This is a genomic window from Mycobacterium sp. (genome assembly GCF_049802695.1).
In the GTDB taxonomy this organism is placed as follows: domain Bacteria; phylum Actinomycetota; class Actinomycetes; order Mycobacteriales; family Mycobacteriaceae; genus Mycobacterium.
In genome coordinates, this window is record NZ_JBARMY010000028.1 from 1 (window position 1) to 15,880 (window position 15,880).

Consider the following 15,880-nt stretch of genomic DNA (forward strand, 5'->3'; position numbering starts at 1 on the left):
GCCGACACAGCTTCGAGGCGTTTCGTCGCGGCGCTGATGTGATCGCGTTCGACCAGGACGCCGGCGAACTCGACAACGTGAGCACCCTGTTGCGCGCGATGGCAGAGACCGGCCAGGCGCCGGCGTCTGCCAGCGCCGAAACGGTACAGGGTGACGCGCTGGCGTTGCCCTATCCCGACGGCACCTTCGACTGCGTGATCGCATCGGAGATTCTGGAGCATCTCCCCGCAGACGACGCGGCGATCGACGAACTGATCCGTGTCCTGAAAGCTGGTGGCACACTGGTGGTCACCGTTCCGCGCTTTCTACCGGAACGGGTGTGCTGGTTGTTGTCGGATGAGTACCACGGCAACGAGGGCGGCCATGTCCGTATCTACCGGGCCAGTAAGTTGCGCGCCAAGATCTGCCGCGCCGGAATGGCTTTCAATCACACCCACTACGCGCACGGCCTGCATACACCGTTCTGGTGGCTGAAATGCCTTGTCGGTGTCTCCAAGTCCGGTCACCCTGCAGTGACCGCGTATCACCAGCTGCTGGTTTGGGACATCATGCAGCGGCCCCGGCTCACGCAGTGGGCCGAGTCGGCGCTCAACCCGTTAGTGGGCAAAAGCGTCGCGCTCTACTTCGAGAAGCCGGTGCGCGTCGTTGAACACGTCTAGCCGGCCGGCCGTCCCTGGAATCTTGTCCTCGGCACAATGCCGACAAACGGCGGAGTCGATTGCCGCGGTGCAGGAGTCATCCGGCGCCATCCCATGGTCGGAGGACGGACAAACCGACCCGTGGGATCACGTGGAATGCGCGATGGCGCTCACCGCCGCCGGGTTGCTCGAGCCGGCCCGTTACGCGTTCGACTGGTGTCGTTCCCAACAGCGGGCCGACGGCACCTGGCCCATCCAGCTGCGCGCCGGGGCCATCGAAGACGCGAACAGCGACAGCAACTTCTGCGCTTACATCGCAGTCGGCGTCTGGCATCACGTGCTGATCACCGGTGATCGCGGCTTCGCCACCGCGATGTGGCCGACCGTCAGCGCCGCGATCGACTTCGTTCTCGAGCTACAACTCGAGGGCGGCGAAATCTGCTGGGCGCGTGGCCCTGCCGGCCCGCTGCCCGAGGCGCTGGTAACCGGATGTGCAAGCATCTTCCACAGCATCCGCTGTGCGCTGGCATTGGCCAACTATCTGGACCAACCGCAACCGGAATGGGAGGTGGCGCTCGGACGGCTGGGGCACGCGATCACCGCCCACCCCTCGGCATTCACCGAGAAACCGCACCACTCGATGGACTGGTACTACCCGATCCTCGCTGGCGCACTTCGCGGCGGGGCCGCGCACGCCCGGATCGCCGAGCGCTGGGGTGACTTCGTCGTCGACGGTTTGGGGATCCGGTGTGTCGACGACCGGCCCTGGGTGACCGGTGCTGAAACTTGTGAACTAGTCCTGGCTCTCGACGCAATCGGGCGACGGGCCGCGGCGCTGCATCAGTTCGCGGCCATGCAGCACCTCCGCGAGAACGACGGCTCATACTGGACTGGGCTGGTTTTCAGCGACGGCAAGCGATGGCCGGTCGAACGCACCACCTGGACGGGCGCCGCGGTGATCCTCGCGGCGGACGCCTTGTCGTCAGCCACGGCGGGAAGCGGCATTTTCCGCGGCACCGACTTGCCGCGCGGCCTCGAAGGCGACTACGACTGCGAGTGCGTCGGCGCGCCGAGCAGACCTTAGCGTCCCGGATCCCCCAGTCCGCTCGACGTCCGTTCCAGCACCCGCAGCGAACCGGTCGCGCTGACCTCTCGGAATTCGCGGCTTTCGATTGCGCGACAGTAGATCTGATAGGGCGCTCGGCCGCCGTCGCGGGGATCGGGGAACACGTCGTGGATGATCAGGGCGCCGCCGACCATCACCCACTGTGCCCAGCCCTCGAAGTCTTGGTGAGCGGCCGCCTCACTGTGGCCGCCGTCGATGAACAACAGCTGCAAGGGGGTGCGCCAGGCACCGGCCACCACGGTTGACTTCCCCACCACGGCCACCACTGTGTCGTCCAGGTCGGCATCGTCGAGCGTGCGCCGGAATGTCGGCAAGGTGTCGAACCGTCCGGTGGCTTCGTTGACCAGAGAGGTGTCGTGATATTCCCATCCCGGCTGGTGTTCTTCGGATCCGTGGTGGTGGTCGACGGTGAAAAGCACACTTCGGGTGGCCAGCGCCGCCGCGCCGAGCAGCAGCGTGGATTTGCCGCAATAGGTGCCGATCTCGACGCCGAACCCGTGGTCGAAGTGCTGCAGCGCGGCCTGATGCAGAGCCTGGCCCTCGTCTGCGGGCATGAATCCGGTGACCCGCTCGGCCAGTTGGAGCAGCCGGACGGTGCGCTCATCGGACTCGGAGACAGAAGTCATCACGCCAACTTAGCGGCGATCGCGAGCGCGGCTGAAAGCCGGGCGAAGCGGGTGGTTGTCAGAGCGGCGGGTCCAGTGGCGGACGGCGTGGTGTTGCCGCCGGCAAGCGGTCGTAGTAGTGTCCAGACACGTGTCTGACCCGGTCGCTCGGGAGTCGACCAGGCGCCGGCTGACCGCCAAACAAGCGGAGGCCGTCGACCGGCTAGGCCGGGCTGCAATCCACGTTCTGGGTCGAGAAGGCTTCTCCAAGTTGACCATTCGCAACGTGGCCGCCGAAGCCGGAGTCGGTGCGGCTACCGCCTACACGTACTTCTCGTCGAAAGAGCATCTCGTTGCCGAGATTTTCTGGCGGCGGTTGGCCGCCACCCCCGTCCCGCCGAACGACTCGTCCGATCCAGGGACGCGGGTGGTCGTGGTGTTGCGGCACATAGCCCTGCTCGTTGCCGACGAGTCTGAGTTGGCGGGCGCGGTGACCACGGCGCTATTGGGCAGCGACCCGGAGGTCAAGCAGTTGCGGCTGCGCATCGGTGGCGAGATTCACCATCGTCTGGTCGCGGCATTGGGACCGGACTGCAGCGCTGACCGCGTCGAGACGCTGGAGTTGCTGTACGCCGGGGCGCTGGTGCGCGCCGGCATGGGCTACGCCTCGTACACGCAGATCGCCGACCGACTGGAAACCTCGGCCCGATTGCTGTTGAGGTGAGGGCAACGCCGCGCGGCGGCCTGGCATGATTCACCGGCATGGACGTCGACCATCCGGAACGCGACCAGGCCTGGGACCACCGGGCCCGCTCGGAGACCGAAACCCAGCGAATGGACCGCAACTGGAACAGCATCCTGCAGGAACTGCGGGTGTTGCAGACGGGCGTGCAATTTCTCACTGGATTCCTGCTGGTGTTGCCGTTCCAACAGCGGTTCGACGTATTGCATCAGGGAATGCGCCACGTCTATCTCGCGACGGTGGCCTCTTCGGTCGGCTCGGCGGTGCTGTTGATCGCGCCGGTCGGAATGCACCGGATACTTTTTCGCCAGCGAAAGCTGCAACAGTTGGTGTCGGCAGCCCACCGGCTGGCCCTTTCCGGGCTGTGTTTGCTGGGATTGGCGCTCGCCGGCGTCACAATCATCATTTTCGACGCAGTCGCCGGGCATACCGCTGCCGTTCTCGCCGGGAGCTGCGCGTTTGCCGGCCTACTTGCCTTCTGGATCGTTCTGCCGCTGGCAATTCGGCTCGGCGGCCGCTCGACAGACGAAGAAGCGATATCATCCAACGGTTTGCACACCAACTAACGAGGGAACACACGGCCCATGGTGATCCGGAGAATTGCACGACCCCTGCTGTCAGCCGTATTCATCGGCCAAGGTGTAGAGACATTGCGCAATCCTCAAGTTGGCGTGGAGGCGGCCCAACCGACGATGGAAGGCTTACGCCAACTACCGGATCCAGTCGGCCCTAACGTCCCGACCGATCCCGAAACGTTCGCGCGGATCAACGCGGCGGTTCAAATCTCGGGTGGCCTCTTGCTCGCCACCGGCAAACTGCCGCGGATCGCCTCTGCGGTCCTGGCTTTCACGGTGATACCGGGCAGCCTCGGTGGGCACCAGTTCTGGAGCGAGACCGACCCGGCGCGCAAGGTTGAGAAGCGACGCGGGTTTCTGACGGACCTGAGTTTGCTGGGTGGCCTGATCATCGCATCCGCCGACACGGCCGGGAAGCCGTCGCTGGGCTGGCGGGGCCGGCAAGCTGCCGGCCGGCTCTCCGAGGCGGTGTCTTCGGCTCTGCCCGGTGGGTCAGAGGGAGCGCTGATCGATCCTGAACTCGTCGAGAAGATCGGCCAAGGCTTGCAAGCGGGCGCTGAGCGTGGCCGCGAACTGGTGAGCACGGCGGCCGAGAAGAGCGAACCGTACGTCGAGGCGGCGCGCAAGCGTGGTAGCGAGCTGGCCAGTACAGCCGGGGAAAAGACCGTTCCGGTGGTGCGAGCCGCTCGTAAGCGCGCCCGCAAGCGCAGCGCGGAACTGGCGGAGGTGCTGCGGGAACGCGGCAGCGACTTCGCCGACATCGCCCGCGAACGCGGAGCCGAACTCGGTGAAAAAGCCCTCGACCGCGGATCGGAATTGGCCGAGGTGGCCCGCGACCGCGGCAGCGAACTGGGCGAACGGGCCCGCGATCGCGGGCTGGAACTGGCCGAAGCGGCCCGCGACCGCAGCAGCGACCTCGCCGACATCGCCCGCGAACGCGGCGCCGAAATCGGTGAAAAAGCCCTCGACCGCGGAGTGGATCTGGCCGATGCAGCCCGCGACCGCAGCAGCGACTTCGCCGACTCTGCCTGGGGGCGCGGCTCCGACCTCGCCGACATCGCCCGAGCCCGAAGCACCGAACTGGCCGCGCGCGGACGCCTCAAAGCTCGCCGCTGGAGCTGATCCGGCGATCGGCGTCATAATCTGTTGAGTTCGTGGCGCCGGCCGCGCCACACGTAGCGAGTCCACGTCGTCGCGACAATCAAGAACACCAGGACTTGGACGGCCACCACCCAATCGGCCGGATACAAAATCCCGGTGATGTAGTGAGCGATGAAGCCCTTTGAAGTAAGCGGCTGCATCCTGGCGTGGTGTCGGGCCCAGCGCTCCAGCCCAGTCAACGGGCAGCCAACCTGTCCTGCGGCGTTGACGACTGCCCAGAGGACCGCAGCCACATGCAACCCGATCGTGTGCGGCCAGCGCAACGCGAAGAATCCTCCGATGACGACGTAACCGATGAAGAGGAAGTGCGCGAACACGGTCACTGCGACGACGATCCCATACATCAGTCAGCTGCCGTGCTGCTCTTCAGCGAGGAATGCGCCGACGATGACGTCGACAGGCTGGTCGACGTCGACGACCACACCACACTCGTCGGGTCCCAGCGGCTCCAGCGCTTCGAATTGTGATCGCAGCAAGCTCTTCGGCATGAAATGGCCTTTTCTGGCGGCCTGCCGGGCGGCGATCACTTCCGGTGAACCACTCAGATACAGAAACACCGTCGATGGACAGTGCGCGCGCAACCGGTCACGGTAGTTCCGTTTAAGCGCCGAGCAACTGATCACGCCCCCGTCACCGTGCGCCGCCAGCCACTGTCCCACCGCATCGAGCCATGCTCGGCGGTCGTCGTCATCGAGGGGGTGGCCGGCAGTCATCTTGGCGATGTTGGCTTGTGGATGTAAGTCGTCGGCGTCGGCGAAGGGCACGTCCAGGCATTCGGCAAGGGCTGCGCCAACCGTGGATTTGCCGCAACCGGAGACGCCCATGGCTACGACAGGCGACGGCACTGACGTTGTTTGTGGCGCAGTCATTGAATTAAGCCGTTATCACCGAACACGTCTGAGATGGCACTTCGACGAAGTTTAGTGGCCTCCGGCTTCGTTGACCAGAGAGAAACCTTCCCATGCCATCCGCCGCTCGGGGTGCGGATCGAACTCCACGCGACACTTGCGGTCGAAGACCATCACCGCACGATCGCTGTCGGTGTACGCCGGCCAGTCGTCACCGGGAATCCCGGTGCGACTGAACGACCGCCAGCGGCCCTGGATTTCGTTACTCACCCGCAGTGCGGCTCGCCGGTCGGCCGCGGCGGTCAGAAAGGCCCCGAACTTGCTGCGGTAGACGTCGAAAACAGCCAACAGCTCCGTCGCATGAGTTGCCCCCAGACCAGACCAGTGGAACAGCCGGGGCGCGAAATCGTATCGGTACAGGTATGTGGGCGCACTGTTGCCGTGAGCGGCGGCGATCTGCCAGGCGGCCGAGCCGAACGCGAGGTCACCGCCCAACCGCACACACGCGGACTGACTGGGGTATCCCGGGTAAGCGGCGGTAATGCGTTCGCGCGCAGCCGGATCGGTGTCTGCCAGCAGCGCTTCGATCATCGCTTCGGAGGTCGGCAGCAGCCGCAGGAACCGGGTGAACAGCCGGCCCTCGTCGGCGTTCGTACCCACGATGAGCGGCACTTGATGTGCGACACCGCGGCGCATCGCCTCGACCGGATCCAGTGGTAAACAGTCGTCACCGAACACCGGACCAATCGGGAACGCGCCCAACCGGTTCTGCATGCCATCTTCGATCAGGCGGTCCTGGGCGGCGATCAGTTGGGTCGTCGGCACCTGCAGCAGCGCGGCGGCGGCGTCGCCACCGCGCAACCCGAGCAGCGCGGCGAAGCGGCTCGCGAACTGAGCTGACATCTCCCGGGACCGCACCATGCCGGTTGCGGGGCTCTCAGAGATTGCCCGTGCGAATAGTCCTTTGGCGGCGGGCACGGCCAGCAGAGCTGCCACCGCATGCGCTCCGGCGCTTTCGCCGAACACGGTGACGTTGTCCGGGTCGCCACCGAAAGCGGCGATGTTGTCGCGGACCCAGCGCAGCGCCAGCACCAAGTCCCGCAGATAGAGGTTGCTGTCGATGGTGATGTCCGCCGTCGAGAGCGACGACAGGTCTAAACACCCCAGTGCGCCGAGCCGGTAGTTGACCGATACGTAGACGCAGCCCCGGCGGGCCAGGGCAGCGCCGTCGTACAGCGGGGTCGCCGAGCTGCCGAGGATGTAGCCGCCGCCATACACGAAGACCATCACCGGGAGCGGTTCCGAACTGGAATACTCCGGCGTGACCACGTTCAGCGTGAGGCAGTCTTCACTCATCGACTGATATTTGCCGACCCCGAGCATGGTGTAGCGACGCTGCTGGGGAGCACAGTTGGTGAACCCGTGGCAATGCCGCACGCCCGACCACGGCTCGGCCGGCTGCGGCGCACGGAACCGCAGTGGCCCAACCGGCGAACGCGCGTAGGGAATGGACCGCCACCGGTTGACACCGTCGCGGGTGAATCCTTCGACGATGCCGATGGCGGTCGATGCGCGGACGGTGTGCTCGTGCATACAGCCGACGGTAGCGAACCGCAGGTCACCCCGCGCGCCGTACGGCGGTCGTGTTGCCACCGCCAACCGGTCGAACTGCCGGGAAGCGGTTACGAACAGCGCCTGTCCTGCCCGGTCAGGTTTCCAACGCAGGCCTGATTACCATGGACGGGAGGTGGTCGAACGGGGGGCGAACGGTGCGTGTTGAGTCGGCCGAGCGGCTTAGGCCTGAACTCGCAGCCACCGGCGGCAAGTCGCACCTGAAGGCCGGCATTGTCGTGCTCCTCGCCGTCGTTGCCAGCGCAATGGTCACCTCGATTGCGCTGTACATCGACGGCGCCGCAACGCGTCGTATTTCGAGCGATGGGTCGTCGGCCTTCGGCGGAACAACCGTGACGCTGGACGTCGAAAGCGTCCAGTCCAACTACAGCGTGCTCGTGGGCAACGTCACGGTTTCACCAGGATCTGCGCTGCTTGATCCGGTCACCGACAGCTTGAAGGAAGACCTGAGTGTGGAGGTCACTTCCGTCGAGACGCCGGTCAAGCGCACCTGGGCCAAGGGCATGCTGCCCGGTCTCTTCCCTGTTCCGCTGACCCTCGCGCGTGACGTCGAACGTTGGCCCTTCGATCGTTACTACACCGGCCCGATCACGGTCGAATTGTTCGTCGGAGCTGGTCACCTGCCCGAACGGGCCCGCGTGATGATCGTCGACCGGCTGCCCGGTTGGAATCTCCAAGCGACCGGCCCGAACAAAGCCGAACCGTTTGCGCCGTACCACGTTGAGGTGCAGCGATCGGCGAGCACTATGGTGTTCGCGATCGTCATACTCTGTATTCTCGTCGCGATCGCGGGTCAAGCAGTATTCGTTGCGGTCCAGACGTTGCGGGGACGACGAAAATTCCAGTCGCCGATGACGACCTGGTACGCGGCGATGCTGTTCGCAGTGGTACCGCTGAGGAACGCTCTGCCCGGGTCACCGGCATTCGGAAGCTGGATTGATATGACGATCGTGTTGTGGGTGCTGGTCGCTCTGGTGGTCTCGATGCTGCTCTACATTGCGGCTTGGTGGCGGCATCTGACACCCGAGCAGCTCCGCGACGCGCGAGCAGAGCACCCCGTGCCGCAGGGCGGCCCCCGGCAGCCCTAGGCCTTGCGGCTCCGGTCGTCCGCCGGGAGCGGTGACCTGGCGTCGGTTGCGGCGTCAAGCACCCGGATCTGCCCCGTCGCACCGTCGACCTCGATGAGCGACCCGGGTGGCAGGCGCCGGGTGGCGCTTTGGGCGTCCACCACGCACGGGATGCCGAATTCGCGGGCGACGACGGCGGCGTGCGACATCGGGCCACCGAGCTCGGTCACCACGGCCGCCGCGTAGGAGAAGGCGGCGGTGTAGCCGACGTCGGTGACCTCTGCGACCAGGATCTCCCCCGGTTCTAGGTCGTCGATGGTTTCCGGCCGCACGATGCGGACCCGGCCGCGGACCAGTCCGCTGCAGACGCCCACGCCGTGCAACGTCTCACCGGCGGCAAGGACAGTCGCCAGTGCGGTGGTGGCCTGCCAGTTGCCGCTGAACATCGGAGGCGGTTGGATTCCGGCCAGCCGGACCTGTTCAGCGCGGCGACGCGCCACCACATCCGTCACGTCAGGCGGTAGCGCATCGAGTTCGTCGACCAACAGGTAGAAAACATCGTCGGCGGTGTGGAACACGCCGGCGGCAGCCCGTCGCCGCCCATACTCGCGCAGCAGATTGCGCAGCAACCAGATGGCCCGCACCATCTTGTCGCGACGGACTTCGCGGTCACGAAGCTGGTAGGCGGCTAGCAGTGCGACGGGACGGACCCGCATCGGGAGCACCGGTTGCAATTTTTGCGGCCGTGCGGAGATGTGCAGCGATTTGGCGACCATGCGAAGCAGCAACTCCGGGTCGTCGGCGTAGCTGGCCGACCGCATCTCGACCTCAGCGGGGCCGCGGTGCCCCATCTGCTTCAGCTCGTCCAACACCGCAGCGTGGAACTGCGGTGCCTGCGCTGCCAATTCATCGAGGTGATCACCCGAGCCGCTGAGGATTCCTAACACGACCGGGTCACGTCGCGCCGCATCGACCAGTCGGTACACGGTGGTCAGCGGCTGTGCGCTGACCAGTTCCTGACCGACCGGCAGTACGGTGTCACGCCCGCTCAGACCGCGCAGGATCACGCTCAGAGCGGCGAACGACATGAACGATGCCATGGCCAGCACCCAGCCGTGAATGACGTGATCGCGCGCCACCAGCATCAGGCTTTGCAACCGCCCGTCGGTGAACCGCGAGAGATCTCCCGCCGCTACTTCTTCCAGGCGGTCAAGGTCGTCGATGTAGTCAGCGGTGTCGCGGGCGGCGCCGGTGGTCAGGCCGATCAGGTTGACGGCGAAAACTCCGAGGTTGCGAAGCGTGCGCAGCGGTCGCAGGGCGCGATGAGGGTCGACCGCCGGGGTCTGGTCGCCCTGAATCGGCAGCGCGGCCACACTCCGGCCGAAGAATTGACTCTGCCGGATCACTGTCGCGGGTTCGACGAATGGCACTGTTTCGGCCATGAAGTGCGCGGTGGTGATCGCCCCGTAGAGGCGGTGCGCGAACACTCCGATGGTGCGGGTCGCCATTTCGCGTTGGATCAAACCGCCGGGCCGCAGCCGTTGGGCGATGACGGCGCCGCCGGCCCGCAGTCCGCGCACGGTCACCGATGCCGAGGACGGCGAGAACGGCCCGGGCAGCGCCTCGGACAGGTTGGTGGCCAGGTAGGTCGGGAAGCGCGGATCGATAGGTGTGTCGAACTCGCCGTTGGCCTCGGCGGGACCGGCCCGCTGTGGCACCAAGCCGTCCGCCGCCGGGGCGTCCACCGCGGGAATGTCCTGCGCGTGGGTCAGCCGCCACGGCAACGATGTCGACCAGTTGCCTAGGCTGATGCGGCCGCGTACCGCCAACGCGACGTCGTCGACGCATTGATCGGCAGTCCAGGCCGGGGCGAATCGCCAGCCGTCGCGCAGCTGCGACGTGTCGATGCGCGGGGCGCCCAGAAACAAGTCGTGCTCGCCGGAAACGAGTCGCGCGCGCAACGGGATTGATGTCAGCCGCTTGCTCAGCGGGACCGTCGGGCGGCCCAGCCTTCGAGCGATGTCACCGAGCGTCGTTTCACCGGGGGCGGCGAGGTTGACCGGCCCGCTGCCGATGCCGCTGTCCAAGACGGCGCGAACGAAGACCCGGTGCGCGTCGTCGCTGTGTAAGACCTGCACCGGTTGGGCCGCCGACCCGTCGATGTTCGGGAACGACAGCGACGCCAGAAAGCGGCGCACCCAGTTGTCGACCTCTCGACTGAGGATGACCGCCGGGCGAAGCACTACCCATTCGGCGCCGGAAGCCGCCAGCATCTGCTCCGCACCAGCTTTATCCCGGCCCTCGGCGGAAATCGGGTCGAGCCGTTGGTCTTCGGTGAGCGGCGCGGTGTCGGCCCGGTAGGCACCGTAGACGAGCGCGGACGAGGCGAACACGATGCGCCGGACGCCGTCCCGGGCTATCGCGTCAAGGACATTGCTGGTCCCGCCGACGTTGATATCGTGACAGACTTGCGCTTTCCGACCGCTGTTGACGGCCCAGGCGAAGTGCGCGACGACATCGGCGCCCGCGACGGCGCGCTTCACCCCCGCGGCATCGCGGACATCGCTTTCCACGAAGGTGGCTGCGCTGGGCCAGCTTTGCGGCCGGCGACGGGCCAGGCCGACGACATCATGACCCTGGCTGAGGAGCCGGGCGACGACACCGCGACCCACCACTCCGCTGGCGCCGGTGACGGCGATTCTCACCGGCGGGCCATTCGGCTAGTCGTCATCGTCGAGGAAGGCAGCATTCACCAGATCGTCGAGATCCATCTCGGTGAAGTCCTTTGCGCCGGATTCGGCGGCAGCGGCACCGTCGGTTTCGTTGGCCAGGGACAACAACAGGTCCAGCACGCCGGCCTGTCGGAGGCGTTTGATCGGGATGGACGACACCACACGCTGCAGTTCGGCCTCCCCGGGCGCCGCCCGTTCAGGCTGCTCGGTCGAGGCGCCGACGAGTGCCTGACGGAAGTAGCCCGCCAGCGCCGCGGAGTTGGGGTAGTCGAAGATCAGCGTCGGCGAAAGCGGCAGGCCGGTGGCGGCTTTGAGCCGGTTACGCATCTCCACCGCGGTCAGCGAGTCAAAGCCCAACTCCTGGAACGCCTTGTCCGGATCGATCGCCTCGGGGGTGGAGTTGCCGAGCACGGTGGCAATGTGTGAGCGCACCAGGTCCAGCAGCACCGCGTGCTGATCGTCTTCAGGCAGCCCCTCCAACCGTTGCAGCAGAGCAGATTTCGACTTTGCCGCGGCCAGCGAGTCGTCGACTTGGCGACGCGCCGGCGCGTTGATCAGATCAACGAACATAGGGGGTAAGGTGCCGGCGTCGAATTTGGCCCGCAGCGCGGTCAGGTCGATGTGGGCCGGCAGCAGGAACGGCTCGTCGACGATCATGGCGGTGTCCATCAGTTGCAATGCTTCCTGAGAGCACATGGCTACGATGCCGTCTCTGGCGAAGCGGGCGAAGTCGACATTGCCCAGGGTTCCGGTCATGTTGCTGGTCTGGTCCCACAGACCCCAGCCCAACGAGATCGCCGGCAGACCATCAGCGCGGCGATGCACGGCCAACGCGTCGAGGAACGAGTTGGCCGCCGAGTAATTGCCCTGGCCCGACGACCCCACCAGACCGGCCATCGACGAGAACATCACGAACGCCGACACACTGAAATCACGCGTCAGCTCATGCAGGTGCCAGGCCGCATCCACCTTGGCCCGCAACACCGCATCCACCCGCTCCGGGGTCAACGACGTCACCACCGCATCGTCGAGCACACCGGCGGCATGAATCACCGCCGTCAACGGCGCCCGCACCGGAATGTCAGCAACCACCTTGGCCAAGGCTGCGCGATCAGCCACATCACAGGCCACCACCGACACCTCAGCACCAGCGTCCGTCAGCTCAGTCACCAACTCCTGGGCCCCTGGTGCATCCGCACCACGCCGACTGACCAGCAGCACCTGACGCGCCCCACGGTTGGCCACCACATGACGCGCCAACGCCGACCCCGCCATCCCGGTACCACCGGTGATCAATACCGTGCCCGACGCCCACGAGTCCGGCATCGTCAGGACCACTTTGCCGGTATGCCGCGCCTGACTCAGATACCGCAACGCCGCCCCGGCCCGTCGCACATCGAACGTCGTCACCGGCAACGGCCGTAAGACGCCGTCGTCGAACATCGCGGTCAACTCGGTGAGGATCCGCCGGATGTAATCCGCCCCGGCTTCGAACAAGTCGAAGGCGCGGTAGCGCACACCCGGGTGCTGGTCGGCGACCGCACCGGGGTCCCGGATGTCGGTCTTGCCCATCTCGAGAAACACTCCACCGGGCGCGACGAGCCGCAGCGACGCGTCAACGAACTCACCGGCCAGCGAGTCCAGCACCACGTCCACCCCGCGCCCACCGGTCACCGACCGGAACTTGTCCTCGAAATCCAGGCTGCGGGAATCAGCGATGTGGTCCTCGTCGAAACCCATCGCCCGCAACGTGTCCCACTTGCCGCGACTCGCGGTGGCGAACACCTCTAAACCGAAATAGCGGGCCAACTGCACCGCGGCCATCCCCACCCCACCGGTAGCCGCATGGACCAACAACCGCTGGCCCTGCTGAACGTCGGCCAGTGTGGACAGCGCGTAGTGCGCTGTCGCGAAGACGACCGGTACAGTCGCCGCGTCGGTGTGCGACCACCCGGCCGGGGTTTCCATCAGCAGTCGCTCATCGGTGATCGCTATGGTGCCCGTGCCTTCCGGGAATAGCCCGGTGACCCGGTCGCCGACAACGAAACGGTCTGCGTTAGGAGCGGTTTCGATGACGATGCCGGCGGACTCGACACCCATCACGGCATCGTTGTCGGGGTAAAGTCCAAGCGCGATCATCACGTCGCGGAAGTTGGCCGCGATGGCGCGCACCGCAACACGCACCTGGCCCGCCTGCAGCGGTGCGTCGGCGTCCGGAATGGTTTCCAGTTGCAGGTTTTCGAAGGTGCCCTTACTGGACATGCCTAACCGCCAGGGCCCGTCGCCCGGCGGAACCAGCAAAGTATCCACCGCGCGGCTGCCGCGGACCCGCGCGGTGTGAACGGTTCCGCCGCGCACCACGACCTGCGGCTCACCGGCGGCGAACACTTGGGCCACCGCTGAATCGTCGAGCGTTGCATCACAGTCGACCAGCACGATGCGACCCGGGTGCTCGGTCTGCGCGGCGCGGACCAACCCCCACACCGCCGCGCCGGCCAAGTCGGCGATGTTCTCGCCGGGCAACGCGACCGCGCCGCAGGTCACCACCAGCAGCTTGGCCGAATCGTGTTCGGTCAACCACGTGCGGAGTTTGGTGAGCGCTTCATGCGTGCGCTGGTAAACCCCGGCGAGCTGGTCGCCGTCGGCGGGTACGGACTCGAACACCTCATGCGACGGCGCTTCGGCGTTCGGGTCAGGAGATGCGGGCGACCACACCACCTCGAAAAGCCGGTCGGCGCCCGAACCAGTCACCGCCGCCATCAAGTGCTGCTGCGACACCGGACGGGCGACCATCGAAGCCACCGACAACACCGGCAACCCCAGACCGTCGGCCAACTCCACCGACACCGCCGACGGGCCCACCGGCGCGATCCGCGCCCGCACCGACGACGCGCCCGCCGCGTGCAGCGATACCCCCTGCCACGAGAACGGCACCGGTACACCATCTTTGCCACCGTCGTCGGCGGTATCAGTGGCGACGATCACCGCGTGCAGAGCGGCATCAAGCACCGCCGGGTGAACACCAAAACCGGCCGGTGATACGCCGGCGTCGGTCGGCAAAGAAACGTCGGCGAACACCTCGTCGCCGCGGCGCCACATCGCGGTCAGACCCTGGAACGCCGGGCCATAGCCGTACCCGCGTGCCGCCAACCGGTCGTAGAGCCCGTCGATGTCGACCGGTGCCGCCCCTACCGGCGGCCAGGTCGAGAGATCTGGGCCCGTTTCGACGTTGTCGAGCTTTCCCGAGGTGAGCTGGCCCTCGGCGTGCAGGGTCCAGCCGGGGCGTGCATCGCTGCGCGAGAACACCGACACCGCATGCGCGCCCGACTCGTCAGCCGCGCCGACCACCACCTGCACCGCCACTGAACCGGTCGGCGGAATCACCAACGGCGCGGCGAGCATGAGTTCGTCGACTTTCGCGCAGCCGACTTCGTCGCCGGCGCGGATCGCCAATTCCACGAACCCCGCGCCCGGGAACACCACCACGCCGCCGACGGCGTGATCGGCCAGCCAAGACTGAGATCCCGACGACAGGCGGCCGGTCAACACCACCCCGCCGCTGCCGGGCAACTCCACCACCGCGCCCAGCAACGGGTGCTCACCGGAGGTCAATCCGAGACCGGCGGCGTCGACGGCGGCACCGTCAGCCGAGAGCCAGAACCGCCGCCGCTCAAAGGCATACGTCGGCAATTCCACAAAACCGGCACCTGGCAGTACCGCGCGCCAATCCACGCCGAGACCCGACACAAAGCCCTGAGCCAGCCCGGTGATCAGGCTGGTCGGCTCCGGACGGTCTTTGCGCAGCAGGGGCACAGACACGATCTCGGCTTCCGCGAGTGATTCCTCGATCGAGGAAGTGAGGCCGCCGCCGGGTCCGATCTCGAGAAAGCGGCCGGCACCGGCGGAGTGGGCGAAGCGCACGCTGTCGGCGAACCGCACCGCCGCCCGGATGTGCTGCGTCCAGTAGTCGGCCGACGCGAAGTCATCGCCCGCCACCTGTCCGGTGACGTTGGAGATGACCGGGATGGTGGTCTGGTTGACCGTGAGTTCCCGCGCCGCCGCCTTGAACTCACCGATCATCGGCTCCATCAACGGCGAGTGGAAAGCGTGTGAGACGGCGAGCCGGTGGGTCCGGCGACCTTGGTCGCGAAGTCGGTCGGCGATGGCGGTCACCGCGTCCTCAGCACCGGAAACGACCACGGACGACGGTCCGTTGACCGCCGCGATGCCGACGTTGTCGGTGAGCAGCGGCCGAACTTCGTCTTCGGTGGCCTGTACCGCGATCATCGCGCCACCGCCGGCCAGGGCCTGCATGAACCTGCCCCGGGCGACCACCAGTACCGCGGCGTTTTCCAGCGCCAGCGCGCCGGCGACGTGGGCTGCGGTCAGCTCACCGACCGAGTGGCCCATGACGAAGTCGGGACGCACACCCCACGATTCCAGCAACCGGTACAGCGCGACCTCGACCGCGAACAGCGCGGGTTGTGCGAATTCGGTTGTGCTCAGGAGGCTTTCGTCGTGACCCCACATGACTTCGCGCAACGGGCGCAGCAGGTGCCGGTCCAGTTCGCCGACGACGGTGTTGAAGGCTTCAGCGAACACCGGGTATGCGGCGTGCAAACCCATGCCCATGCCGAGCCATTGGGCGCCTTGGCCGGGGAAAACGAACACCGTCTTGCCGGCCGGAACGGCACGCCCGGTGACCACCGCAGCCCCCGGCGACCCGTCGGCCAACTGCGCCAACCCGTCCAACA

Annotated in this window: 12 protein-coding genes; 6 read left to right on the forward strand and 6 right to left on the reverse strand. The window is 66.5% G+C overall.

From position 1 onward, the window contains the following. Both WA317_RS01045 and WA317_RS01050 read left to right on the forward strand, forming a co-directional pair. A partial coding sequence (locus WA317_RS01045; RefSeq protein ID WP_425171263.1) for a methyltransferase domain-containing protein occupies positions 1-659 on the forward strand: 659 nt, incomplete at its 5' end. Beyond that, on the forward strand, positions 646-1,722 hold the full coding sequence (locus tag WA317_RS01050; RefSeq protein WP_425171264.1) for a prenyltransferase: 1,077 nt from the start codon (positions 646-648) through the stop codon (positions 1,720-1,722). The genes WA317_RS01045 and WA317_RS01050, both read left to right, overlap by 14 nt. Here WA317_RS01050 and WA317_RS01055 read toward each other — a convergent pair. Continuing rightward, the gene (locus WA317_RS01055; protein WP_425171265.1) at positions 1,719-2,390 is read right to left on the reverse strand and encodes a class I SAM-dependent methyltransferase; all 672 of its coding nucleotides are present in this window, start codon (positions 2,388-2,390) and stop codon (positions 1,719-1,721) included. The two genes, WA317_RS01050 and WA317_RS01055, sit on opposite strands and share 4 nt — an antisense overlap. 130 nt (positions 2,391-2,520) lie before the next feature. Here WA317_RS01055 and WA317_RS01060 point away from each other — a divergent pair, with 130 nt between their 5' ends. Genes WA317_RS01060 through WA317_RS01070 form a run of 3 tightly spaced genes read left to right on the forward strand, consistent with a single transcriptional unit; the run spans position 2,521 to position 4,808 of the window. Then, the gene (locus tag WA317_RS01060) at positions 2,521-3,093 is read left to right on the forward strand and encodes a TetR family transcriptional regulator (RefSeq protein ID WP_425171266.1); all 573 of its coding nucleotides are present in this window, start codon (positions 2,521-2,523) and stop codon (positions 3,091-3,093) included. Between the two features lie 38 nt (positions 3,094-3,131). Beyond that, a complete protein-coding gene (locus tag WA317_RS01065; protein ID WP_425171267.1) occupies positions 3,132-3,677 on the forward strand; it encodes a DUF6328 family protein in 546 nt (181 codons plus the stop codon). 18 nt (positions 3,678-3,695) lie between these two features. Then, positions 3,696-4,808, forward strand: a complete 1,113-nt coding sequence (locus tag WA317_RS01070) for a DoxX family membrane protein (protein WP_425171268.1) — start codon at positions 3,696-3,698, stop codon at positions 4,806-4,808. Between the two features lie 14 nt (positions 4,809-4,822). On the opposite strand, the gene WA317_RS01075 is transcribed toward WA317_RS01070, so the two are convergent. From WA317_RS01075 to WA317_RS01085, 3 genes are all read right to left on the reverse strand, one after another. Next, positions 4,823-5,191: a DUF2784 domain-containing protein gene (locus tag WA317_RS01075; protein WP_425171269.1), complete on the reverse strand. Its 369-nt coding sequence runs from the start codon at positions 5,189-5,191 to the stop codon at positions 4,823-4,825. Positions 5,192-5,194: 3 nt separating this feature from the next. Beyond that, the gene (locus WA317_RS01080; protein ID WP_425171270.1) at positions 5,195-5,692 is read right to left on the reverse strand and encodes a gluconokinase; all 498 of its coding nucleotides are present in this window, start codon (positions 5,690-5,692) and stop codon (positions 5,195-5,197) included. 75 nt (positions 5,693-5,767) lie between these two features. Beyond that, positions 5,768-7,288 carry a carboxylesterase/lipase family protein gene (locus WA317_RS01085; protein WP_425171271.1) on the reverse strand — a complete coding sequence of 507 codons (1,521 nt, stop codon included), beginning with the start codon at positions 7,286-7,288 and terminating at the stop codon, positions 5,768-5,770. Between the two features lie 284 nt (positions 7,289-7,572). Here WA317_RS01085 and WA317_RS01090 point away from each other — a divergent pair, with 284 nt between their 5' ends. Beyond that, positions 7,573-8,415 carry a DUF4436 domain-containing protein gene (locus WA317_RS01090; RefSeq protein WP_425171274.1) on the forward strand — a complete coding sequence of 281 codons (843 nt, stop codon included), beginning with the start codon at positions 7,573-7,575 and terminating at the stop codon, positions 8,413-8,415. On the opposite strand, the gene WA317_RS01095 is transcribed toward WA317_RS01090, so the two are convergent. Together WA317_RS01095 and WA317_RS01100 are read right to left on the reverse strand one after the other, a co-directional pair. Continuing rightward, positions 8,412-11,099, reverse strand: a complete 2,688-nt coding sequence (locus WA317_RS01095) for an NAD-dependent epimerase/dehydratase family protein (RefSeq protein WP_425171272.1) — start codon at positions 11,097-11,099, stop codon at positions 8,412-8,414. The genes WA317_RS01090 and WA317_RS01095 overlap by 4 nt on opposite strands. A 15-nt stretch (positions 11,100-11,114) precedes the next feature. Then, on the reverse strand, positions 11,115-15,880 hold a 4,766-nt coding region (locus WA317_RS01100), incomplete at its 5' end, for an SDR family NAD(P)-dependent oxidoreductase (RefSeq protein WP_425171273.1).

What these genes read in the sequence shown, in the direction of transcription:
- WA317_RS01055 (WP_425171265.1), bottom strand. Translation starts at nt 2,390, where the DNA reads ATGACTTCTGTCTCCGAGTCCGATGAGCGCACCGTCCGGCTGCTCCAA.
- WA317_RS01065 (WP_425171267.1), top strand. Translation starts at nt 3,132, where the DNA reads ATGGACGTCGACCATCCGGAACGCGACCAGGCCTGGGACCACCGGGCC.
- WA317_RS01070 (WP_425171268.1), top strand. Translation starts at nt 3,696, where the DNA reads ATGGTGATCCGGAGAATTGCACGACCCCTGCTGTCAGCCGTATTCATC.
- WA317_RS01075 (WP_425171269.1), bottom strand. Translation starts at nt 5,191, where the DNA reads ATGTATGGGATCGTCGTCGCAGTGACCGTGTTCGCGCACTTCCTCTTC.
- WA317_RS01085 (WP_425171271.1), bottom strand. Translation starts at nt 7,288, where the DNA reads ATGCACGAGCACACCGTCCGCGCATCGACCGCCATCGGCATCGTCGAA.
- WA317_RS01090 (WP_425171274.1), top strand. Translation starts at nt 7,573, where the DNA reads ATGGTCACCTCGATTGCGCTGTACATCGACGGCGCCGCAACGCGTCGT.